19 protein-coding genes and 1 pseudogene are annotated in these 22,820 nt (G+C 37.0%); 15 read left to right on the forward strand and 5 right to left on the reverse strand.

Going from position 1 to position 22,820, the window contains the following annotated elements; all coding sequences use genetic code 11:
- Nucleotides 1-242: 242 nt before the first annotated feature.
- Nucleotides 243-701, reverse strand: a complete 459-nt coding sequence (locus FJR37_RS03675; protein WP_039202588.1) for a hypothetical protein — start codon at nucleotides 699-701, stop codon at nucleotides 243-245.
- 2 nt (nucleotides 702-703) lie between these two features.
- Nucleotides 704-2,038: an AAA family ATPase gene (locus tag FJR37_RS03680; RefSeq protein WP_168465328.1), complete on the reverse strand. Its 1,335-nt coding sequence runs from the start codon at nucleotides 2,036-2,038 to the stop codon at nucleotides 704-706.
- Nucleotides 2,039-2,620: 582 nt separating this feature from the next.
- On the opposite strand from FJR37_RS03680, the gene psb34 reads away from it, so the two are divergent.
- The 9 genes and pseudogenes from psb34 to FJR37_RS03725 all read left to right on the forward strand — a co-directional run bounded on the left by psb34 (nucleotide 2,621) and on the right by FJR37_RS03725 (nucleotide 10,578).
- The gene (psb34, locus tag FJR37_RS03685; protein WP_015083315.1) at nucleotides 2,621-2,800 is read left to right on the forward strand and encodes a photosystem II assembly protein Psb34; all 180 of its coding nucleotides are present in this window, start codon (nucleotides 2,621-2,623) and stop codon (nucleotides 2,798-2,800) included.
- Nucleotides 2,801-3,015: 215 nt separating this feature from the next.
- Nucleotides 3,016-5,178 carry a tetratricopeptide repeat protein gene (locus FJR37_RS03690; protein ID WP_168465329.1) on the forward strand — a complete coding sequence of 721 codons (2,163 nt, stop codon included), beginning with the start codon at nucleotides 3,016-3,018 and terminating at the stop codon, nucleotides 5,176-5,178.
- Nucleotides 5,179-5,201: 23 nt separating this feature from the next.
- Entirely contained in the window at nucleotides 5,202-7,073 is a 1,872-nt protein-coding gene (locus FJR37_RS03695) for an ABC transporter ATP-binding protein (protein ID WP_039202488.1), read from the forward strand.
- Nucleotides 7,074-7,332: 259 nt separating this feature from the next.
- Entirely contained in the window at nucleotides 7,333-8,313 is a 981-nt protein-coding gene (locus FJR37_RS03700; RefSeq protein ID WP_039202489.1) for a cysteine synthase A, read from the forward strand.
- Nucleotides 8,314-8,577: 264 nt separating this feature from the next.
- Nucleotides 8,578-8,718, forward strand: a pseudogene (gene brnA / locus FJR37_RS27615) (type II toxin-antitoxin system BrnA family antitoxin); the annotation flags it as partial.
- A gap of 93 nt (nucleotides 8,719-8,811) precedes the next feature.
- Complete coding sequence (locus FJR37_RS03710) at nucleotides 8,812-9,033, forward strand: hypothetical protein (RefSeq protein WP_027403399.1); 222 nt, start codon at nucleotides 8,812-8,814, stop codon at nucleotides 9,031-9,033.
- 4 nt (nucleotides 9,034-9,037) lie between these two features.
- The gene (locus FJR37_RS03715) at nucleotides 9,038-9,454 is read left to right on the forward strand and encodes a type II toxin-antitoxin system VapC family toxin (RefSeq protein WP_039202490.1); all 417 of its coding nucleotides are present in this window, start codon (nucleotides 9,038-9,040) and stop codon (nucleotides 9,452-9,454) included.
- A gap of 152 nt (nucleotides 9,455-9,606) precedes the next feature.
- Nucleotides 9,607-9,930, forward strand: a complete 324-nt coding sequence (locus tag FJR37_RS03720) for a ferredoxin (RefSeq protein WP_052149939.1) — start codon at nucleotides 9,607-9,609, stop codon at nucleotides 9,928-9,930.
- Between the two features lie 57 nt (nucleotides 9,931-9,987).
- Nucleotides 9,988-10,578: a DUF5331 domain-containing protein gene (locus tag FJR37_RS03725; RefSeq protein WP_039202491.1), complete on the forward strand. Its 591-nt coding sequence runs from the start codon at nucleotides 9,988-9,990 to the stop codon at nucleotides 10,576-10,578.
- Between the two features lie 287 nt (nucleotides 10,579-10,865).
- Here the strand turns inward: FJR37_RS03725 and FJR37_RS03730 are convergent, their stop codons facing one another.
- Together FJR37_RS03730 and infC are read right to left on the reverse strand one after the other, a co-directional pair.
- A complete protein-coding gene (locus FJR37_RS03730) occupies nucleotides 10,866-11,858 on the reverse strand; it encodes a folate-binding protein YgfZ (protein ID WP_039202492.1) in 993 nt (330 codons plus the stop codon).
- A 903-nt stretch (nucleotides 11,859-12,761) separates the two neighbouring features.
- On the reverse strand, nucleotides 12,762-13,295 hold the full coding sequence (infC, locus tag FJR37_RS03735; protein WP_015083285.1) for a translation initiation factor IF-3: 534 nt from the start codon (nucleotides 13,293-13,295) through the stop codon (nucleotides 12,762-12,764).
- 402 nt (nucleotides 13,296-13,697) lie between these two features.
- Between infC and FJR37_RS03740 the strand changes: the two genes are divergently transcribed.
- Nucleotides 13,698-14,600 (forward strand): alpha/beta fold hydrolase, encoded by a 903-nt coding sequence (locus tag FJR37_RS03740; protein WP_039202493.1) that lies wholly within the window; start codon nucleotides 13,698-13,700, stop codon nucleotides 14,598-14,600.
- A gap of 71 nt (nucleotides 14,601-14,671) precedes the next feature.
- On the opposite strand, the gene FJR37_RS03745 is transcribed toward FJR37_RS03740, so the two are convergent.
- Nucleotides 14,672-15,010, reverse strand: a complete 339-nt coding sequence (locus FJR37_RS03745) for a phospholipid-binding protein (protein ID WP_039202494.1) — start codon at nucleotides 15,008-15,010, stop codon at nucleotides 14,672-14,674.
- Between the two features lie 474 nt (nucleotides 15,011-15,484).
- Here FJR37_RS03745 and ilvN point away from each other — a divergent pair, with 474 nt between their 5' ends.
- The 5 genes from ilvN (at nucleotide 15,485) to FJR37_RS03770 (ending at nucleotide 22,807) form a co-directional block, all read left to right on the forward strand.
- On the forward strand, nucleotides 15,485-16,003 hold the full coding sequence (gene ilvN, locus FJR37_RS03750; RefSeq protein WP_027403392.1) for an acetolactate synthase small subunit: 519 nt from the start codon (nucleotides 15,485-15,487) through the stop codon (nucleotides 16,001-16,003).
- Nucleotides 16,004-16,528: 525 nt separating this feature from the next.
- On the forward strand, nucleotides 16,529-18,574 hold the full coding sequence (locus FJR37_RS03755) for a nucleoside-diphosphate sugar epimerase/dehydratase (protein WP_168465330.1): 2,046 nt from the start codon (nucleotides 16,529-16,531) through the stop codon (nucleotides 18,572-18,574).
- Nucleotides 18,575-18,665: 91 nt separating this feature from the next.
- The gene (locus FJR37_RS03760) at nucleotides 18,666-20,246 is read left to right on the forward strand and encodes a hypothetical protein (protein WP_168465331.1); all 1,581 of its coding nucleotides are present in this window, start codon (nucleotides 18,666-18,668) and stop codon (nucleotides 20,244-20,246) included.
- A 119-nt stretch (nucleotides 20,247-20,365) separates the two neighbouring features.
- A complete protein-coding gene (locus FJR37_RS03765) occupies nucleotides 20,366-21,283 on the forward strand; it encodes a glycoside hydrolase family 32 protein (RefSeq protein ID WP_168465332.1) in 918 nt (305 codons plus the stop codon).
- A gap of 156 nt (nucleotides 21,284-21,439) precedes the next feature.
- Complete coding sequence (locus tag FJR37_RS03770; protein ID WP_217355179.1) at nucleotides 21,440-22,807, forward strand: flippase; 1,368 nt, start codon at nucleotides 21,440-21,442, stop codon at nucleotides 22,805-22,807.
- Nucleotides 22,808-22,820 lie beyond the last annotated feature (13 nt).

Genomic DNA, 22,820 nt, shown 5'->3' on the forward strand with positions numbered 1-22,820 from the left:
CCCTATCTAGGTTCTCATACTCCCGTCAAATTTATCTCCAAAAAATGGGATCAGTTTTGGAATGTCCCCATTAGTGAACTTCGCACTCAATTAGGAATGAATTCTATTCCTGAATTAGCAGTCAGGTAAAATAGAATTTCTGAGAAAATAAGGTTTTTTAATCTATTTTGAGATTATGCTACCGCATATCATCAGATCAAAAAATATTCGTAGATTGTTGGGAGTAGAAGTTTGTATGCTGTTCAAATACTTTCTTCTAAGACCTTACTTTTATACTTAATCAGATCACCAGAATCTTTACCATTATGTTTTTTCAGACGGTTCTTAAGTTTAATTTCTACAGAACTATTAATATCAGGAGTTGGATTTCTATTTAAGACAATGCGTGCATAAATTTTGAATTCTTTTATTTCAGTCATCAGGTTAGTTAGAGATGAATCTATTTGTACTATTGCTTTTTTTAAATCATGTCCTTTTAACTCTACAAAAAACGCTGATTTATCTTCACAGGACAAGATTAGGTAATCACATCTTTCAGATTCTTTAATTAAGCACCCATCAACCTTAATCTTACAAATTTCTTTACCGTTATTATTGGTGACTCTATACTCTTGTTTATTCCCAGAATCTTTGACAACTATGGTTTTTCTTGAATCACAAAATTCCTGACATTCACTTTCTCGAAAAAAATCGTTACACATAGTTATTCATCCAGATTGAACAAGTCATTAAATTTGTCATTAATTATACTGGATGCACTATCTATTTTTTCCGCTTGAATTAATTTTAGTTCTTCATCAATAATTGATTCATAGCCATTTTCTGAGATAAAGTAAGCTGAAATGCGATCAGGATCAATCCAACTTTTACTATTAACAATACTTTCTACGGCTTCTCTTTCATCACCAACTTTATTTGTACCCACTTGATAAGCATATAAAAGATTATTGAAAGCAGATAGAATATAAGGACTATGGGTGGTTATAATTATTTGATTGTTATAAACATTTGCTAATAAACCAATCAGTTCCACAATATCACTTTGAGTTTCAGGATAAAGGTGTGCTTCCGGTTCTTCAAAAACCATAAATACACTCGTTCCATCTAAAATATATCGAAATATCAGCAATAAAATCCAGACAGATTCTTGTTGTCCTGAAGAAGCATATTGTAATTTAACATATTTTTCATTATTAAAATAAATTCTTTCTTGTTCACCATCAAAATTAAATCTATATTCACCTTTGAGGATTTTTTTCAATAATTTTGATAAATCAATACCTGTATCTGAAGCAATATCTTCAATTTGAATGAGGCTATTTAAATCAACCGTAAAGTTGTATCTTAATAAATTGATTCGCTCAACAAAAGATTTTGTAAAATAGTCTAAAGTATCTAAAAATTTCGTGAAATAGTTGAAAGTATCTGGGTTATTAATATGCTGTAATTGTTCAGCTAATGTAGACATCAAACTTCTACCAGCAGGAATAAATACAGGAGAGTGTGTTTCTTCAAAAATATTATAAACGATGGATTTAAAATGGTTAAATTGTAATCTTTTTTCTGATTCTAGTTCTCGTAATTCTTCTAATGACTTAGATTTCTTCCGTTGTTCCTTGGAGATTATTTTGTAATTTGAAATTTCTATAACTAGCAGATTTAATTCTTTTTCAAGTGTTGAACTAATTTTGATTTCTTGATTGTATCTACTAGAACCAGAAATGGTTATATATTTTTCATTTGAGTATTGATATTTTAGACTAAATCCTTTACGGTCTGGTTCAATTCCAAAATATGTGAAGAATTTGCTTTTTATGTAATTTATTGTGTTATCTAATGATAAAGATAAATTTTCTAGAGCATTCACATACACATAAATGTAAGTAAGAATTTCATTTTTCAGAGATTTAAATATAAAAATTGATTTACTAATTGTACTTTTTCCACTTGCTTGGGGTCCAATTAACAGCATTATATCCGTAACATCAGCCTCAAATTTTTTCACTGGTCCAAAATTTTCTATAGAAATTCTTTGCATAATTATGGTGTTTTGATTGAGATTCAAAAATAAAAATCACTATGAACAGTTTAACAAAAATTTGATGACAAATGAACTTCGCATTCAATTAGGAATGAATTCTAAGTAGGTGGGCGGAGGAAAATCAAAATATAATTCATTTTGTAAAATGACTAAAACTCAACCACAATAAGGCATAAAGGTTAATTTACATATCGTTAGGAACGCAAATTTAATAACCTGCAATTCTGATGTAACCTGGAATGGTGCGTTACGCTGTCGCTAACACACCCTACTTTTGCACCTTATTTAATTTACATATCGTTACACATTTTGGTTATTTCACGTCCACCTACTTATTCCTGAATTAGCAGTCAGGTGAAGTGGAATAGCACAAAATAATACATGAATTGTCTATTTTGTCAAGATACCGCGGATTGCAGATTAATGAGGTACAGGATCTAAATTCAAAGCCAGACAGCAAGCCAGTTTTACTCCTGACTCCTGACTTCTTTAGATTCATGTAATTATTTTTTTATTTTTATGAGAGTGCTGTAAAATTTATTTAACATTAAGTAAAGAAAGATAATAAGGAATCACTTCATGCCTTACACAAACGAAGAGGGTGGTCTTCTCAATAACTTTGCTAAAGAACCCAAGCTTTATCAAGCTGAACCACCAACAAACTCCCAAAAGCGTACTTATATTATTTTAGGAATTGCAGCGGTGCTTTTAATTGGAGGGGTAATTTTTGTCGCTTTCACTGTCTCTAATGTTAGCTAATTGAAAAACTGCCCTTTAATAGCCTTTTCTGATTTCAGGTTCTTATTTTGATCAAGAGCCTGATTTTTTGCTAGAATGGCAAAATACAAGTATAATTATAGTCTTTTTTTTTGATATTCTAGCCCGTAAAACTTGATTCATCCTGAAAAAGAGAGCATCTCCGTGAAAATCCAAATTATGAGATGTGACATTAATATTTAATTTATTCAGTCGGGATGTATACAGAAACAAGGGGTAAAACCCAACTAAATACAAGCGTGAATGAAACTGTCCACACAGAAAACACTGGTTTGAATCGGCAAGTATATCAACGCCTAAAACTTGCTCTGAGTCTGGGTTTACGTAGACAAATTTTATTTGCTATATGTGATGATTTACACTTAAGAAACCGGATAGCAGCACGTTTACACTCGACCCTTGCTTATCCAGTGGGCAAGGTTTTATATCAACGAGATAATGTGGGAGACTTTAGCACACCAGCCTATCCACGATTGGTGACAATACGATTAAATCTCAGTGATCCTAATCCCATCGCGCAAATTAACCAATGGTTAGCTAATTACCCACCTCCACTGGTTGGAGGTTCAACAGAGAATCCTGGTCGTCCTTTACCAATTCCAGGATTTCAGATTGTGGGGGTGGAAATGCTGACTAAAGAACCAGTAGCAGTCCAACGTTTATTTTTGAATTATCTCCATTTAAGTGAACAACATTTATCTGGTTATAAATCTAGTCGCTTTTTAGAATCTAGTTTGTTATTTTGGGTTTCTCGTCCTTGGTTGTCGGCAATTCAGCAATCAGCACCCAAATTTTGGCATTGTCGCACGGGTGTATTTGTCTTTGAGGGAGAACCGACACCAACTATAGATAATAGGGGTTATTCAGAGGTTGTGGCTGACTCCCGTAGTTTAGAACGAGAAAATTTAGATAATTTAATTGTGAATGAGGAAAAAATTTCTCCAGACATTAAAGCCACAAATAAACCTGATTTACCTTTAACAACAACTACATATTTAAGCACAGAAATACCAGAAAAATCTCCTGTTCCATCTCCTCAAATTACGAATAATCAGCGCGAACTTGCCTTATCTCATATTAATCAGGAGTTGCAAGGATTAATTAAGGAAACAATAACTGCTGATAATAGTGATCAAATTCAACAAATACTTGGAGAAATTGAACAGTTACATATTCAAAAGGCTAAGGAGGAAGAGTTAGGGATAGCTTATCAGAATCTTGGTAATTTCTATCGGTTGCAGATTGAGGAAGGAAAAGCAACGGCGGAAAATCTAATGATAGCAATTCTAGCTTATCAGGAGGCTGTTAGTTATGATGAAAGTTCTCCACAACTTCCAGATGTTTTGAATGATTTGGGGACTCTTTACTGGATGTTGCACCGTATCCCCGATAATTCTGAAGAAGCAAAGATTTATATTCAGCAAGGGATAGATTTTTATAAGTTAGCACTCAAGTTGATTACAGGTGATACTCAGCCGGAAACTTATACTCGTATTCAAAATAACCTGGGTACTGCCTATGGTGATTTGGCTAGGTTTGCTGACGCGGTGGAAAACTGGAGTTTTGCGGTTGTGGCTTATGATGAGGCGTTGCGTTACCGACAGGAGGATATAGAACCTTTAAAATATGCTGCTTGTCAGAATAATTTAGGTACAGCTTACTGGCATCTAGGACAGTATAATCAGCCTGTGGAACATTTGACAAGGGCGATCGCTGCTTATAAATTAGCAGTTATTCACTATCAACCGACAGATGAACCCCTAAAATATGGCATGATTCAAAATAATATTGGTACTGCTTATTGGAATCTTTCCCAGTATGAACAACCAGTAGAAAATCTCCAGTTAGCAATTCAGGTTTATAATGAAGCACTAAAATATCGGACATCTGCTGATGTTCCCCAAGCCTATGCTGCTACTCAAAATAATCTGGGTATCGCTTACTGGCATTTAGCAAATCAGCCGCAAACAACAAAGGAAGATCAACAAAAACTCATAAAATTATGTATTAATGCCTATGAAGAAACTGTGAATATAGCTCACTCATTTAGTAATCTGCCTTTAAATTTTGATTTATATGTGACACACAATAATTTAGCATTAGCTCATCATGATTTAGTGACAAATTTATCTTTTAATGGTGACAAAAAAACACTGTCTCAACATTTAGAAGCTGCTTTAGAAAATCATTTACACGCGCTCAGTGGATTTAATAGAAAAACAGAAAACTATCAAACAACAATCGGTTATATTGTTAACACAATTCGTACTTTTCACAATGAGTTAGGAATTCAAGGACAAAATTTAGCTTTGTCTAAACTTCCAGGACAATTGCTACCAGATGTTTTGCGGAAGTTGTAAATTGGTAATTGGTAATTGGTGTTATGAAAGAAATAGTTTTAGGGGTTCGCAATCTACAAGTTGAATTTATCAGTGATAGCAGTAAAGTAAAAGCTATTGATGATATTAGCTTTCAGCTACATCAGGGTGAGACTTTAGGAATAGTGGGAGAGTCGGGAAGTGGAAAGTCAGTTACGGCTTTAGCAATTATGGGTTTGTTGCAATATCCGGGAAAAGTGAATGGAGGGGAAATTTTATTTTCTCGGACAAGTGGACAACCGTTGGATTTATTAGCATTATCACCTGACGAAATGCAGCTTTATCGAGGTGGTGATATTGCGATGATTTTTCAAGAACCAATGAGTTCTTTAAATCCAGTTTATAGTATCGGGTTTCAGTTGCAAGAAGCTATTATGCGCCATCAAAATGTGAATGCAACTGAAGCAAAAAGAATTGCGATCGCCGGGTTGCAAGAAGTTAAACTTTTACCTAGTGATGAACAAATTGAGGAACAGTATCTTGATCATGATTTGTCTGCACCCGGTAGTTTTAAATTGGCACAGTTGGTGAAAGAACACAAAGAAGCTATGCTGGAAAGATATCCTCATCAGCTATCTGGAGGACAATTGCAACGAATCATGATTGCAATGGCTATTTCCTGTAATCCATCTGTATTAATTGCTGATGAACCAACTACAGCTTTAGATGTAACTGTGCAAGCGACAATTCTAGCATTGTTATACGAACTGCAACAAAGCCGCAATATGGCAATGATTTTTATTAGCCATGATTTGGGGTTAATTGCGGAAATTACTGACCAAGTAGCGGTAATGTATAAAGGTAAAATTGTCGAATATGGTGCAGCAGCACAAATTTTCAATAACCCCCAACATCCCTATACAAGAGGACTTGTAGCTTGTCGTCCTAGTCTGAATCGTCGTCCCCACAAACTACTGACTGTTTCTGATTACATGAGTGTAACAGAAGATGAATTTGGAAAAGTGACAATTCAGACTAAAGAACCTGCACAACCAGCGGAAATTACTGGGGAAGAGATTAACGCAAGATTAGCAAATATTCGTTCACAACTACCTCTATTGTCCGTTAGTAACTTAGAAGTGGGTTTTCCAGTCAAGGGAGTATTTGGCAGCACAAAACGTTACCATAAGGCTGTAAATGGGGTTTCCTTTGATGTTTTTCCGGGAGAAACTTTGGGATTGGTGGGAGAATCTGGTTGCGGTAAAACTACTTTAGGGAGAACGTTGCTGCGATTAATCGAACCGATGAGCGGTAAAATATTATTTAATGGACAGGATATTACTCACCTGACTGGGAAAAGTTTGCAGCATTTACGACGGGAAATGCAGATTATTTTCCAAAATCCTTTTAGTTCCCTCAATCCCCGGATGAAGATTGGGGAAGCGATTGTAGAACCTCTGTTGATTCATGGGGTGGGGAAGTCGAAACAACAGCGACAAGCTAGGGTAGTGGAATTGTTGGAACGAGTGGGTTTAAGTGCGAATGATATGAAAAAATATCCTCATCAGTTTTCCGGTGGTCAGCGTCAACGGGTTTGTATTGCTCGCGCTTTGGCTTTAAATCCTAAGTTTATTATTTGTGATGAATCTGTTTCAGCTTTAGATGTATCTGTGCAAGCGCAAGTTTTAAATTTATTGAAAGAATTACAAGAGGATTTTCAACTAACTTACATTTTTATTTCCCATGATTTAAGTGTAGTCAAATTTTTGAGCGATCGCATTTTGGTGATGAATCAAGGGAAAATAGTGGAATCAGGGACATCTGAAAGTATTTATCTCCACCCCAAAGAAGAATACACCCAAAAACTAATTGCTGCAATTCCTACAGGTAGTCCAGAAAGAATCAGAAATCGGCACAATGAAATTATGCGGTCGTGAAGCTTAAATTCCTGGATGAAAAAAGGCTGAAACCTCTGCCAGGATAACTTGTGTGTACACCGTAGCCTTTATAAGGGGAGGGTTAGGGAGGGGTAAAATATTTGATACAGCAATCATGACTTTTCAAACACCCTCTTAGCGACTTTGCGGGAAACAAAATCAAGATTTGGTTCATTCACATAAAAATGGCTAGAAATGTCAAAATTTGATAGCGAAGCGCTGCTGCAAGCAAATCGGGAAAAACTCAGGTAGATGCAAAATGGATATCAAAAATGGATTTGTTGGTACAATTGGTAACACCCCATTAATTCGTTTAAACAGTTTTAGCGAAGAAACAGGTTGTGAGATCTTAGCCAAAGCCGAATATCTGAACCCTGGTGGTTCTGTCAAAGATCGGGCTGCGCTGTATATTATCGAAGATGCAGAAAAAAAAGGACTTCTCAAACCCGGTGGTACAGTAGTAGAAGGAACAGCGGGAAATACGGGAATTGGGCTGGCACATATCTGCAATGTCAAAGGCTATAAATGCTTGATTTTTATTCCCAATACCCAATCCCAAGAAAAAATAGATGCTTTAACTACCCTGGGTGCGGAAGTTCGTCCTGTTCCTGCTGTACCTTACAAAGATCCGAATAATTACGTCAAACTATCTGGTAGAATTGCGGCAGAAATGGAAAACGCCATTTGGGCTAATCAATTTGATAATTTAGCCAATCGTATTGCCCATTATGAAACCACAGGTAGAGAGATTTGGCAACAGACTCATGGTAAAATAGATGGCTGGGTGGCATCCACTGGTACGGGTGGTACTTATGCTGGTGTGGCAATGTACCTAAAAGAACAAAATCCTGGCGTTAAATGTGTGGTGGCTGACCCTTTAGGTAGTGGACTATATAGCTATATCAAAACTGGGGAAATCAAAATCGAAGGTAATTCTATTACTGAAGGTATTGGGAATAGTCGGATTACTGCTAATATGGAAGGCGCACCCATTGATGATGCCATCCAAATTGATGATTCTGAAGCCTTGCGTGTTGTTTATCAACTATTAAGAAAAGATGGTTTATTAATGGGTGGTTCAACAGGAATTAATGTCGGTGCGGCTGTGGCTTTAGCTAAACAATTGGGTCCAGGACATACTATTGTGACTATCTTATGTGACAGTGGATCTCGCTATCAATCACGGATATTTAATAGTGCATGGTTAGCCAGTAAAGGATTAGAGACTTCCAAGAAATAAATTATCCTAAGAAACGAACCACAGAGGCACAGAGTACACAGAGAGAGAATTTCTGCATCAGTTTTGGGACATTTTTTTATTTGGAAGTCTCTTAGTGTTAGTGATCAGTTAGGATTTTTTAGCGATCGCCACATATACAACATATAGTATGATAGTGGCGATTTAGCCTATTTTTAAGGCAAGGAAGGACGAGGAGGTAATTCCGGTTTTGGTGGCTGTTTTTGCTTAGTTGATGATGGTGGTGACGGTTTTCCTGGTAATGAACAAAAACGAATTAATATTGATTTCCCAATTTGGATGATTGCAGCTTTAGAACATGAAGCTAAGGGTTTGGGTGTTACTTCTGATTCTATTATTAAATTATGGCTGGCTGAACGTCTGGATAAAAAAGTTACTAGCGGGTAAAAACAGGGAACGGTCAACAGTTATTACTGATCGAAATGATATAATCAGAATTATTACCGTTGTCCGTTTTCCTAACTAAGGGGTAAATCCATCATGGAAAAAATAGAACTTGAATTAGATAGACTGACTTTTGAACGGGCAAAAACTATTGCAATAGTCAATCAGTCAACGTTATCAGAATTGATTACTCAAGTAATTGAACGTTTAGCAGAAATTCAGGAAAAGAAAGATCCCTTAATGGGATTATATGCGGATGTTCCAGAAATCGTTGATGAAATTGTCGTTGAGGCAATGGAAAAAAGAGGATATAGTTGATAAAATGAATAAAGTAGAGAAATCTCTACTTGATACTGATATTCTTTCAGAAATTATTAAACGGGCAAATCCTCAGATTATTGCCAAAGCCGATATTTACTTAAGCCAGTTTGAGAAATATACAATTTCTGCAATTACAGTTATGGAAATTGTCGAAGGATGGCAGAAACGTCAGCAAAAAGAACGTCTTCAGCAATTTTTAAACATCCTAATTTCACAGGAAATATTATCTTTTGATTTAACAGCTTCTGTATTAGCCGGAAAAATTTATGCTGATTTAGAAATAACAGGAAAGAGGATTGGTTATCCTGATTGCATGATTGCTGCTATTGCTATTAGTCATAATCTTACCTTAGTTACAGGTAATTTATCTCATTATCAAAGAATTCAAGATTTGGGTTATTCACTAATAAGTAGGTGAACACAATAAAACCAATTTGTGTAAAGAAAAGTAAAATCGCCCAAACCCTCTTCACTCTTGCCTCTTGCATGAGTGCCTCTTGCCTTGCCATAACGACGATTTTCAATGCTAACCTACTTACTAAATAACTGGCGTTTATAGTCAAAAAGGCGATGAATGAATTAATATCAAATATCCAAACCCAGGAACAGCCTCTTCTGATTTCTGTAAAAGTATGTCAACATCGTACTTGTAGAAAACAAGGTGCAAAGGAAGTTTTAGCAGCTTTACACGATTTACCTATACCTAATGTGACAGTTACATCTAGTGGCTGCTTAGGTCAATGCGGTAATGGTCCAATGGTGCTAGTTTTACCCGAAATGGTTTGGTATTGTCGGGTGTTACCCGAAGAAGTACCCAGATTGGTGGAACAACATTTATTAGGTGGTAAAAGAGTGAAGAAAATGCTTTATTATCGGTTTCATCCCCAGGGATAAAGATCACTGAAAATATATAAATGCTGTAATTTGGTACAGTAAGAAGTGAGGGAATGAATGGATATTCAGCATTTACGTCAATCATTAAAAAAGAAGTGGCTAATTTATTACGAACAAAATCGTTCTTGGCTAGTGAAAATGCGGATATGGAAAGATTATTATGGTATTCGCCGACCTTCTTCTGGTTACATCTTAGCGACTTTATCTACTTTAGAACCAGAGTTAAAAAAAATTCTCCCTTTCATTTTGGATTTAAACAATGATCCTGATCAGATAATTGTAGCTTTGTGTTTACACTTCAATCCTGAACAGGAGCTAAACTTATTAAAATCCCAGCATTCTACCGCCAAAAATGAGATTGTTAGTACCTCTCCGGCTCATATAGTCCTGACAGATTCACCTGTACCCAAAAAACATAAACAGGTGTTATTGAAAATGACTACAGGCATTTCTGTGATTGCAGTTGCTACACCAATTCATGACCATTCTTCAGTTAAGCTGCCTCTAGGATTGGGAAGGGAACAAATAAATAAACGATTCATAACTACGGGATTTCCCAGCCCAAATATTACCCGGATTTCATCTACTCATAGCAATATTTTGCCTTCTTGGATAGATGAATTGTGTCCAGGTAGGGGAAATGGGTAATGGACAATTAGACTCAAAACGGCTAGAAGCTGGACTTTTTTGTCATACAAAGAACAAGGTTCAAAGCCTCTCCCCGTTGCGGGGAGAGGTTTACCAGAGGGGTTTCATATTTGGTTAAACTATGAACCGTTTGCAGTATAAGTAGTGAGACAGAATTAATTACACAATGTCATTGCGTAAGCGTTGCGTGGCGTTAGCCATATGGAACGAAGTGAAATGAACCAATTCCAAGGGTTGTGATTGCTTCCCTTCGCTCGCAATGACTGTAAATATTTTTGTCCAATTACTTAGACATGAATTGATGGATATTCGTGGGAGACAAAGGGAATAGCAATTATTTCTGCTGCTGCTTCTCCAACTTGCACTTTTAAGCCAACTCCACCAGCTTTACTCCTGATGTAACCTAGTCCAAAATGACCATCAGGAGTGGTTGTATAGCTAGTAAGTTTACCTACTTTTTCTTCGCCAATGGTGATTACTGTTCCTGGTTCAGCCGCAGCACTAAGACGAATTCCCCAAAGGTATTGTTTTACACCTTTGTATGTATTAAGTCTGGCAATGGTTTCTTGACCGATATAACAACCTTTATTAAAGGAAACTGCCTGCCATAAGCCCACTTCCAAGGGGTTATAATCATCCGTGAGTTCCGAATCGGGAGCGGGACGACCTTGTAATATTCGTAACATTTCCCAAGTGCGATCGCCCAATTCCACAGCCCCCAATTCCAGTATTTTCTCCCACCATGTTTGTTTTTCAGCGCGGGCTAAAATCAGTGTATATCCGGGTGCAGCCAAGCCGCTACCCACCGCAACTATCACCCCATCAACCAAAATGTGAGTACCATTTGGTTGACCAATTAAATCACCAGCCCCCAATTTTTCGATAACAGCATGACTTTGGGGTCCAATGAGGCTTAATATTGCTGTTTCTTCTGTCACATCAGTTAATTTAACCTGATCAGCAGGGAAGATATACCGATCTAACCATTTCATAAGTTCCTGACGACGGTTAGGGGAAACCAATAATAAAACAGCATCATTTAAGACATAAGCAGTGACTAAATCTATCGTGCGGGCTGTAGATGTCACCATCACAGTATCGCAGCCCTGACCAGGTTTGCGAGATTGAAAATCATTAGTGCTTTGATTGTGTAAGAAGCGAAGACGATCATCGCCAGAAATACGGATAAGTCCCCAGGGAGAGCGATCGCACACTACCACCCCTTCCAGTACCGATTGCATAGCATTTACATCTTTAGTATCAATTGCGGATGTTAACATAGTGGTACAAATTTACCTTAATTTTAATATTATCTTTTGAAAAATATTAGCAAATAATTTGGTAATTAGCAAAAACTCTGGGCAATACCCTATTCTGCCATAGAATAGCGATCGCGTCCCTGTTCTTTAGCATGATATAACCGTGAAGGCAGGAAACTCTTAACAGAGAACAGAGAAAATTTTAATAGTCATATTATTTCCGCCAAGCTGTACTAGTAGATTCTGACCATGAAAAATTCAAAAAGTAGGGGCGCAGGGTCTGCGCCCAGAAACGATTCATCAATAACAGCATGAAATTTATTTACCCCAACCCGTAATGGCTATTAAGAATGGTTGCTTTATTTGCGCCATGCTGTACTAGATTCACCCATAAACTTTCCTGTGCTTTAATAGTACCCGGTGACTCTTGTTTCATAACATAGGAAAAGTCCTGAACAACTGAGGATTATTTTTCCCACTCAGCCGTCAGGACTATCATTTTAGAATAAATTGACATAAATCTAATTATGGATGAATGCTGAGGGAATGGAAAAAATTTCCCTGGGGTCAATTTTAGATCCTATTAGTGACATACTCCACACACTCCCTTATGCCTTGCGGCACGCTTGCGCGAACAAGTGAGTGTGGGCTTCTCGGCGACTCTTCCATGAAGACATTAACCGAGCTTTAAAGCCATAAGCACTAGTACAACACGGTGTAAGTGAACGAACCATTTTCAAGCCCTTAATCAATCAAATTTTCGGAGCTTTTAATAGTCATATTATTTACGCCAGCCTGTACTAGTACAAAACGGCGTAAATAAACCAACCATTCTAAATCCTCCAAAAGCCTATACTGTCTTCATTTTGACTTTTGACTTTTGACTTTTGACTTCCGCCTTGCGGTACTAGGTTGTTGACAAGATTATTTTTTGGGTGAAATCAGCATCATCATATTCCGCCCTTCTTTCTTAGGTGCTTGCTGAAGTTCACCAAAAGGCTCTAAATCCGTAGCCATTCGTTTAAGCAACGTTTCTGCCAAGTCACTGTGTTGAATTTCCCGCCCTCGGAACATCACAGTAGCCTTAACTTTATCGCCATCTTTGAGGAAGCGTTCGGCTTGTTTAACGCGCACATTATAGTCATGTTCTTCTATCTTGTAGCGCATCTTCACTTCTTTTACATCAGCTGTGTGCTGCTTCTTCCGGGCTTCCCGCGCCTTCTTCTCCTGCTCAAACTTATATTTCCCATAGTCCATTATTCGACATACTGGCGGATCAGCCTTGTCACTAATTAGCACTAGGTCTAATTCCTTTTCCTCTGCTAATTGTATCGCTTCCTGCGGAGTTATAATTCCCAGTTGTGCGCCATCAGTGTCAATCACCCGAATTTTCGGGAAGCGAATCCGTTCGTTAATTTGGGGCAGATCGCGAGTTCTTTTTTTCTCAATCACAGGCATTATGATTAGTGGCAGCTCTTTAGTTAAGATTTTGGACTGGTCTTGATTTAGTTAGTTTAGTTTGATATGCCATTGAAGGCAAAATACAACAGTAACTCAGAATTGGAAAATGAATATCCCTCTCTAGTGTAGCAAATTTATAAGAGAAGTTCGATCAAGTCGTTGACTGTATAGCCTGACTCTGAGTTGATTCCACTGCATTATTTAATGTAAATTACATGATACTTGACACTAATAACTATTGTTACAATTTTCTTCTGAGATACATAGAGGTATGATATCTAGAAGATGTTTCTATGATAGCAAAATTAGGTATACATTGAAGCTAACCAAATATAATGTAACATATTAAGAAAGAACGCACAAAATTAATAGTTTCCAACTAATCACTAAGAGATAACTGTGACTACCGCAAGAGATTGGCAGCAAAGAGTTGGTAATCAAAGGGATTGGGTGTGGCGTGGTTGGCAAACCCGTTATACTTATATTCGTCCTCCCCATGATTATGCAAGAACAACACCCTTAATTTTACTTCATGGTTTCGGCGCTTCGATTGGTCATTGGCGACATAATTTAGAGGTTTTGGGTAAGTCTCACACGGTTTACGCTTTGGACATGATTGGTTTTGGGGCTTCGGAAAAAGCTGCAACTAACTACAATGTGGAATTGTGGGTAGAGCAGGTTTACGATTTTTGGAAAACTTTTATCCGTCAACCAGTGGTTTTGGTGGGTAATTCCATCGGTTCACTGATTTCTCTAGTCGCAGCCGCTAACCATCCTGACATGACACAGGGGATAGTGATGATCAGTTTACCTGATCCTAATTTGGAACAAGAAATGATTCCGACTGCTTTGCAACCTCTTGTCAGCGGGATTAAAAGTATATTTACTTCCAGATTAATATTGAAACCGATATTTTATTTTGTGCGTCGTCCTAGTGTGCTGCGCCCTTGGGCTAGTTTAGCTTATGCCAATCCCGAAGCTATTACTGATGAACTTATAGATATTTTAGCAGGACCACCCCAGGATAGGGGATCTGCTCGTGCCTTCAGAGCCTTGTTCAAAGCCACAACAGGGATTAACTTTAGTCCTAGTGTCAAGAAAATTTTACCAAACTTAACAATTCCTATGCTGTTAATTTGGGGAACAAAAGACCGATTTGTGCCGCCAAAACTAGCAAATCAATTTGTGGGCTACAATAAAAGATTGCAATTGCTATATCTGGAAGATGTCGGTCATTGTCCCCATGACGAATCACCAGAACAAGTTAACCAGGCGATTTTAGATTGGATTGGTAATGGGTAATGGGTAATTGGTAAACATCTACCCCTACTTCCTGTCCTCATCAACAACTTATTCAGCAAACCCTAATTAATCTAATTTAAATTAACTTGTGTAGTATCAACATCTGTAGTGCCATCAACAGTGTGAGCTACGGCAACTAGTTGATTAAGAATATCCTGAGTGGGAACTTGACCTTTTAGTACCACAATGCTACCTGTTTGAGCAACCCAGAGAGTATCAATATCATTAAGGTCAGGATCTTGATCAAATGCTAATGCTACTCGCTTGGCTAAACCACTTTGATCATATTCTCCATTTAGTCCTATACGTTCTGGCTCTATGGTTTGTGTATTAGCATCATAGCTAGAATTTGGATTAACTTGGGCGCTTTCCGATTTTTCTAAGCCAAACATTCTTTGTAACCAACCCATAAATACTTTGTTCCTGTCAATTTTCACCGCTGATGACAATATATGGCGTTAATTTAAAGGCTGCATCTACCTTTGAAAATAGATATATCTAAATTAGTAATATTCCTGCTAAGAGTTAGATATTTATGATCATGCTGTATTACTCTGTCGCCAACACATCTTACGGATATTTATGGCTGATACCTCCCGTAAGAGACTTCCAAGAAATAAATTATCCCAAGAAACGAACCACAGAGGCACAGAGTACACAGAGAGAGAATTTTTGCATCAGTTTTGGGACATTTTTTTATTTGGAAGTCTCTAAGGGATACAAAAATTAAATATTATTCTTATAGATAACTTTTCCACAGGAACGGAATGATTGCAATTATTAAGTATAAAATAAAAATTCAGACCGACAATGCAGCGTAGTAGAAACTCGCTTTGCAGTCATGAGTGCCGGTCTGCGTTCATGTCATGCTCCTTTAGTCGCCGATGAAACATACGCTGTCAGTTATTGTGGAAGATGAAGCGGGGGTTCTATCCCGCATTGCTAGTTTATTTGCTCGTCGGGGTTTTAATATTGAAAGCCTGGCTGTGGGACCTGCGGAACAGAATGGAGTATCCCGAATTACGATGGTTGTCCCTGGCGATGATCGCATTATTGAGCAACTTACTAAACAACTATATAAGTTGGTTAATGTTCTCAAAGTGCAGGATATTACAGAAATTCCTTGTGTAGAAAGAGAATTGATGCTTCTCAAGGTTAATGCTACTAGCATTAATCGTTCGGAGATTATTGAATTGTCTCAGATTTTCCGAGCGCGAATTGTAGATGTGGCTGAAGATTCTTTGACCTTGGAAGTTGTTGGTGATCCTGGTAAAATGGTGGCGATTGTGCAAGTGCTACAGAAATTTGGATTGAGAGAAATTGCTCGCACAGGTAAAATTTCTCTGACTCGTGAATCGGGTGTGAATACTGAATTACTGAAGTCGTTACAAGCAAAAGTCTAGTACCGCAAAACAGAATTAAACATTAGTAATTAAAAATTCACACAGCAAATTCAACAGGCTGTTTATGGATTTTTAATAGTTGGATTAAAAGTCAACAATCGGAGTTTTCGCTCCAATCAAGCAGCAGATATGGTGTAAACACTATACTTGCTGCTATTATTTTTATTTAATAGGGAATTTGTGTCAAACTGGCATGACTTAAGCAGTGGAAATTTGATAAAACCTCTATAAGTTCAAGATAAAAAATAATAACCCATACATTAATGTTTATGTTTAGTTGATATTTATCAACGCTATGGCATTTTCATTTAATTGGTGAAGATTTATTTTTGTAAATCACCACATAATTAATTATTTAAGAGGGTGATTGGAAGGCAATACTGCTCGGTTAAGCCTGAAAATTCATTATATGGTAGGTTGGGTTGTTCGCTTTAGCATTGCGTGTCATGTCTTTGAGATTAACAATTAAAATCTCAGGTGTTTATCTAGTGAAAAGATTTCATATATTTTCCTGGAGATGTTGATGTGAATATCCTATTTTTCGTCTCTCATTTTACTGTTCAGAAAACAATTAAAACCTTATCAAATCAATTAAGTAAAGTTAGAAATAGACATTGGTTTATTTTTGATATTACTATTTTTGCGATGACACCATTATTAGCATTATCCTTGCGTTTAGATGGTGATCTGAATTTGCAAGAATATATTTCACAGTTAGAAGTTGCTACAATTTTATTTTTAGTAGTTAAACTAATTGTTTTTTGGGGCTGTGGTTTTTATAAACGCTATTGGCGATATGCAAGTATTGAGGAAGTAATCTATATAGTCATGTTGATGATGGGTGTGATAGTCATCCAAACAACTCTATTTAATATATTGGATAAAACATTCAATATGCTATTAGGTAATCTTCCGCAATCACTACCGATTTTGGAGGGAATACTTTCTGGTATTTGTGTGATTGCGCTACGGTTTAGTGTGCGGGTTGTAGAAAGGGTAAATCATAGACAGAAAATATCTAAGCATAGGGAGAGAGTGCTGATTATTGGTGCGGGTAATGCGGGGGTTTCTCTTGTGGAAGATATGCAAAGAAATCCCCAGTCTGGGGTTTATCCTGTAGGCTTTATTGATGACGATATCAAAAAAAAGCATATACATTTACGGGGAATTCCGGTATTGGGCGATCGCTATAAAATTTCCGAGGTAATCAAAACATTAAAAATTCAGAAAATTATTATTGCCATGCCTACAGTTTCTGGACAAATTATTCGAGAAATTGTTGATATTTGTCAAGCCAATGGAGTCCAACCTAGCACTTTACCAGGAATACATGAAATCCTCAATGGTCGTGTCCGATTGGATAGTATTAGAGATATCAAAATTGAAGACTTACTCAGGCGAGAAGCTATTCATATAGACATTAAAAGGGTGTCTAAATTTATTAAAGATAAAACAGTTTTAATTACAGGTTCAGGAGGATCAATTGGGAGCGAACTATGTCGGCAAATTTTCCGTTGTCATCCAGCTAAAATCATCCTGATTGGACATGGAGAAAATTCTGTTTTCAATATCCAACAAGAACTAGAACAACTAATCCAAATTCTCAAAAATAATGGTAAATCAGTCATCAATATACCGCAGATTTATACATTCATTGCTGATATTCGGGTGCCGTCCAGATTGGAACACGCTTTTGAGAGATTTAAACCGGATGTAATTTTTCATGCTGCTGCTCATAAACACGTCCCTTTGATGGAATTAAATCCCGCAGAAGCAATTACTAATAATGTCATTGGCACAAGAAATTTACTACAGGTAGCACTGCAATATAATGTCGAACATTTTGTCATGATTTCCACAGACAAAGCAGTTAATCCCACCAATGTAATGGGTGCGAGTAAGAGAGTAGCTGAAATGCTAGTTTTACAAGCAGCAAAACGAAGTGGTAAATCCTATGTAGCTGTGCGTTTTGGCAATGTTTTAGGGAGTCGAGGTAGTGTAGTTCCCACTTTCCAAAAACAGATATTAGCCGGTGGACCAATTACAGTTACTCATCCCGATATTTGTCGTTACTTCATGACTATACCGGAGGCTGTACAACTAGTTTTACAAGCATCTGTTCTGGGTCGTGGTGGTGAAGTTTTAATGTTAAATATGGGTGAACCTGTGAAAATTGTGGATTTGGCGAAGGAATTAATCCATCTTTCGGGATATGAGGCTAACAAAGATATTGACATAGTATTTACGGGTTTAAGACCAGGAGAAAAGTTATTTGAAGAGTTGTTTGTTGAGGGAGAAGAGTATGAAAAGACGGAGCATGAAAAACTGTTAGTTGTGAAAAATGCGAGCCAGATTCTTCCTAGTTATTTGGATATTACAGTAGAAAGATTGCTAGGAGTAGCAGCTAAGAATGATGCTGATTCGATTATGGCATTGCTGTCACAATTGGTAACTGGTTACGAGCCTAAATATTTAGAAAAAAATGGCTTAGGAGATCCTGAAATAAATACTGTTTTCATCCCAATTGCCAATAGTAATATTTTGGCAAATACTGAGCCACAAGGGGTGTAATTAATAATAAATAATTCAGATATAAACACTACAAAGTTCAAGGATATAGTCAAAGACCAGAAAGAATTATCCCTATCCAAGGCAATTGAAGATGAAGCAAAGTTCCCAAAAATTTATTGTGATTTTATTGTTAGCTACTGTGATGATTTTGTGGTATTACCCCAAGAGTTTAGGAGGATATGCTCTAGACCTAACTCATATCAAACTTGCAGGCGGCAAAGAAGAGGCTTACTATATCGCCGGGGATAAGTTTCTCATAGCTGGCTTTGACATCATGGATAGATACTGGAGTGAGATTGCTAAAACAGGTAAGCATCTTCTCCGGGGTCACTTAGACAATTACTTGCCGATCGCACTTAAGTCACTAGATTATCAGCCTGCCGAAGCAATGATGGGTTTATTTGCTGAGTCTTTCTTTTCTAATCGCAATCATAATACAGGACTAATTCCCTTCTCCTATGACTCGCCAGATCAGTTCTCCAAAATGAGTACAGGGAACAAGCAACCTGTGGCGTTAGTAAGTAAAGGAGTTGAAATTTGCCAGTGGTTTCCTAACGACTTAAATCTACTGAAAAAGTGTGTAGCCTTGGCGGAAGCAACTATCAAGTACTTTGACTTTAACCTGGAGTCGGGAAAGAAGGGTGGGATGTGGGGCTGGGTAGAGGTGAAAGATGGTCAGCCAAAGAGTAAACTGACGCTAACACAGGATTACGGTGCGGTAGCTAATGGGTTAGCCTATTTGTCCCAGAAAACTGGTGATCCTAAGTTTATAAAATGGGCAAATCAGAAATTAGAGTTTGTTTGGGATAACCAAATGAACCAGCATCTGGCTTTACTAGAAGAGCAATTCACCCCTACTAAAGCCTTCATTCGTCCAGAGGAAAGGTCTAGCGATACAGACACCCTATACTACGTGCGGCAACTGTTTGATCTCCACGAACTGACGGGTGAAAAGAAATATCTAGATAGGGCAATGGAAGTAACGAATGTATGGTACGACAAGGCATGGGTCGAGCAGTGGGGTCACTTTATCCGCAAGCTTAATCCCGATGGGAAGCCCGCTGTGAATCAGCTTTATGGTGACGGTAAATACAATACTCTCTATATCCTGGTTCAAGCCTATCGTGCCACCAAAGACGCTAAGTACATTCAGCGGTTCAAGCAAGCGTGGGATAATTTGCTGAATATGGGAAAGGATGGATTCGTACCGGAATATATTGAGCAAGGAAAGATGGTCAATAAGTATGACTTAGATCAACAGCAGACTATCTTTCTCGACATCCTTGTGGCAGCCTATGAAGCCAGTGGAGATAAAGAAATCCTAGAGGCAGCAGAAAACTTGGGGAATCGGATCTTGCAACGGGGCGAAAAGGTCATGCGGATGGAAGGGGGTCAAGCAGGACAAGCATTTTTGCGCCTGGCATTAGCACGGCAAAAAATCAGCCGTTTACAGGTGGCAGTAGGTAAAGCTGGTACGCCAATGAAGGTGACGCAGAACGGAAATAGGGTTCTAGAGGTTATTGTTCCCGCCGAGGTGGCAGTAGTTTATCTACCAGAAGGTATCTATAACTTAGAAGTTGGCAAGCATGGATTCAGTCGGAAAAAGAATATTCGGTTGGGTGGTAACAAGAATGAGAAATTTTCTATGGTTTCCTATGATTTATCTAAGTAGGGTTTGCTGATAGCGTAGCGTTAGCCATACTCCTGAATGGGCGCAGGCCTTGCGCCCCTACCTCCTGAAACAACTTCTTAGAATTAGAAACTGCATTAAATATTCGGAGATTAATAGATATGAATTTTGCCAAAAAATTTATCAAACAATTTGTAAAAAAGCAAGAAAATTGGTCAATTGGAATTTATGTAGGCACATCTCTTGTAGATTTTGTTGCTCCTGAAAATATCAACAACCCAGTTTTGACTGCTAAAGATGTAAAAGATGTGCCAGCCGAGTTCGTCGCCGACCCATTTATGATCAATGAAAATGGGATTTGGTATATGTTTTTTGAAGTCATGAATGCTGATGATCAGAAGGGTGATATCGCCCTAGCAACTAGCACTGATGGTTTTAGTTGGACTTATCAACAAGTTGTGATTGATGAATATTTTCACTTATCTTATCCATATGTTTTTAAGTGGAATAATGAGTATTATCTGATTCCAGAAAGCAATGAAGTCAACTCTATTCGCCTCTATAAAGCAGTGGATTTTCCTACGAAATGGACTTTTGTTAAAGATTTAATGTCTGGTGATAAATATTCTGATGCTTCTGTTTTTTACTTTCAGGATTATTGGTGGCTTTTGACTTCAGTAAAAAGTAGCGATGTTTTATATTTGTACTATGCAAATGATCTTTTAGAAACTTGGATTGAACATCCTAAAAGTCCGGTCATCAAGGGCAACAAAAATATTGCTAGACCAGGAGGTAGAGTCATAGTATCGGATGGCAAAATCGTTAGATATACTCAAGATGATGAACATTTATATGGTAATCAAGTTCGAGCATTTGAAATAACCGATCTAACAACTAAAAATTACGAAGAGAAACAAATCAGCAAAGATTCAATTATTAAAGGAAGCGGCAGAGGCTGGAATAAAATAGGAATGCATAATATAGATCCTCATAAAATTGATGAAAATAAATGGATAGCCTGTGTAGATGGTTATGAAACATCTTGGAACTTTCGTAGTCGCAAGCATAATTCTTTGTGAATCACATAATTTATAAAAAATTATCAAAAATGAGTAAGTAGGTGAACACAATAAAACCAATCTGTGTAAAGAAAAGTAAAATCGCCCAAACCCTCTTCACTCTTGCCTCTTGCCTTGCCATAACGACGATTTTGAATGCTAACCTACTTAAAGCAAATGATGAAGATAAAAAAAATATTAGTGTTTAATTACTTGCTCAAATTCAGGAAAATAGTCAAAGATTTTCATCCAGAAAATCGTCAAATTATCGGTAATACAGGTTGGCTTTTCGTGGGAAAAGTTTTTAGATTATTTATAAGTCTTTGCATGGGAACATTAGTAGCACGTTATCTCGGACCGGACAAGTTTGGTACACTTCAATATGCTTTGGCTTTTTCCAGTTTCTTTTTGCCACTATCCACTTCACAAATGGGCAAAATTGTCACCAGAGATTTAGTTCAAAAACCAGTATCTAAGGATAAGATATTAGGCACAGCTTTTCTTGTTCAAATTATTGGTGGAATCCTGGCAGCCACATTGTCAATAACGTTTATTAAGATAATATATCCCCAGTCTTCTTATATTCATCTACTAGTTGCAATTGTAGCTATTAAATTTATATTTAATTCTTTCCAGCCAATTGAAAATTGGTTTGAATCTCAAGTTAAATCTAAATTTCAAGTATTAGCTAGTAATTTATCTTTTTTGATCATAACGATTATAAAAATCTTCCTCATTATATTTAAAGCACCTCTGTTTTTATTTGCTAGTATTATTAGTTTAGAAACAATAATTTATGCAACTGGATTAATATTTTATTATCAACTAGATCATCAAAACATTAGAAATTGGAGAACTGATTTTCAATCAATAAAAGATTTGATCCGAGAGTCATATCCTCAATTTCTATCAAGCACAGCTATTTTAATTTATGCCTCACTTGATCAGGTGATGTTAGGAAGTATGGTTGGTCATAGTTCAATTGGAATTTATTCTAGCGCAGTGATTCTCTGCGAATCCTTGTCTTTTTTACCCCTTATAATTAGTTCTTCATTATATCCAAGTATGATTAAGGCTCAAAGCCTTAGCAAATCTACATACAGAAAGAAGCTACAGAAAATTTATGATTTCACTAGTCTTATCGCCTATGCTATTATAATTTTAATAGTTCCCTTGTCAGGGTTTTTAATAAAGCTACTGTATGGAGATAATTATCAACTAGCTAGTCCTATTCTTTCTATTTATATATTTACTTCTCTATTTACATTTCAAGGAGAAGTGATGAGCAATTGGATAGTTACAGAGGGACTGCAACATTTTAATTTATACGCGAAACTAGTAGGATTAGCGGCAAATATTATGCTCAATCTATTACTCATACCTCTTTACCAAGGAATTGGAGCAGCAATTGCAACTCTGGTATCTGCTTCGCTTGCTAACTATTTCTGCTTTCTTTTTTGGAAAAAAACTAGAACAAATGCAATACTTACAACCAAGGCTTTATTATTACCATTTAGATTGCTAAAGTTGTTAAAGCGTAGTTAAATAATAAATTAAG

The sequence above is a fragment of the Aphanizomenon sp. UHCC 0183 genome (assembly GCF_009712065.1).
GTDB classification, from domain to species: Bacteria; Cyanobacteriota; Cyanobacteriia; order Cyanobacteriales; family Nostocaceae; genus Dolichospermum; species Dolichospermum heterosporum.

What these genes read in the sequence shown, in the direction of transcription:
- FJR37_RS03675 (WP_039202588.1), bottom strand. Translation starts at nt 701, where the DNA reads ATGTGTAACGATTTTTTTCGAGAAAGTGAATGTCAGGAATTTTGTGAT.
- FJR37_RS03680 (WP_168465328.1), bottom strand. Translation starts at nt 2,038, where the DNA reads ATGCAAAGAATTTCTATAGAAAATTTTGGACCAGTGAAAAAATTTGAG.
- psb34 (WP_015083315.1), top strand. Translation starts at nt 2,621, where the DNA reads ATGCCTTACACAAACGAAGAGGGTGGTCTTCTCAATAACTTTGCTAAA.
- FJR37_RS03690 (WP_168465329.1), top strand. Translation starts at nt 3,016, where the DNA reads ATGTATACAGAAACAAGGGGTAAAACCCAACTAAATACAAGCGTGAAT.
- FJR37_RS03695 (WP_039202488.1), top strand. Translation starts at nt 5,202, where the DNA reads ATGAAAGAAATAGTTTTAGGGGTTCGCAATCTACAAGTTGAATTTATC.
- FJR37_RS03700 (WP_039202489.1), top strand. Translation starts at nt 7,333, where the DNA reads ATGGATATCAAAAATGGATTTGTTGGTACAATTGGTAACACCCCATTA.
- FJR37_RS03710 (WP_027403399.1), top strand. Translation starts at nt 8,812, where the DNA reads ATGGAAAAAATAGAACTTGAATTAGATAGACTGACTTTTGAACGGGCA.
- FJR37_RS03715 (WP_039202490.1), top strand. Translation starts at nt 9,038, where the DNA reads ATGAATAAAGTAGAGAAATCTCTACTTGATACTGATATTCTTTCAGAA.
- FJR37_RS03720 (WP_052149939.1), top strand. Translation starts at nt 9,607, where the DNA reads ATGAATGAATTAATATCAAATATCCAAACCCAGGAACAGCCTCTTCTG.
- FJR37_RS03725 (WP_039202491.1), top strand. Translation starts at nt 9,988, where the DNA reads ATGGATATTCAGCATTTACGTCAATCATTAAAAAAGAAGTGGCTAATT.
- FJR37_RS03730 (WP_039202492.1), bottom strand. Translation starts at nt 11,858, where the DNA reads ATGTTAACATCCGCAATTGATACTAAAGATGTAAATGCTATGCAATCG.
- infC (WP_015083285.1), bottom strand. Translation starts at nt 13,295, where the DNA reads ATGCCTGTGATTGAGAAAAAAAGAACTCGCGATCTGCCCCAAATTAAC.
- FJR37_RS03745 (WP_039202494.1), bottom strand. Translation starts at nt 15,010, where the DNA reads ATGGGTTGGTTACAAAGAATGTTTGGCTTAGAAAAATCGGAAAGCGCC.
- ilvN (WP_027403392.1), top strand. Translation starts at nt 15,485, where the DNA reads ATGAAACATACGCTGTCAGTTATTGTGGAAGATGAAGCGGGGGTTCTA.
- FJR37_RS03760 (WP_168465331.1), top strand. Translation starts at nt 18,666, where the DNA reads ATGAAGCAAAGTTCCCAAAAATTTATTGTGATTTTATTGTTAGCTACT.
- FJR37_RS03765 (WP_168465332.1), top strand. Translation starts at nt 20,366, where the DNA reads ATGAATTTTGCCAAAAAATTTATCAAACAATTTGTAAAAAAGCAAGAA.
- FJR37_RS03770 (WP_217355179.1), top strand. Translation starts at nt 21,440, where the DNA reads ATGATGAAGATAAAAAAAATATTAGTGTTTAATTACTTGCTCAAATTC.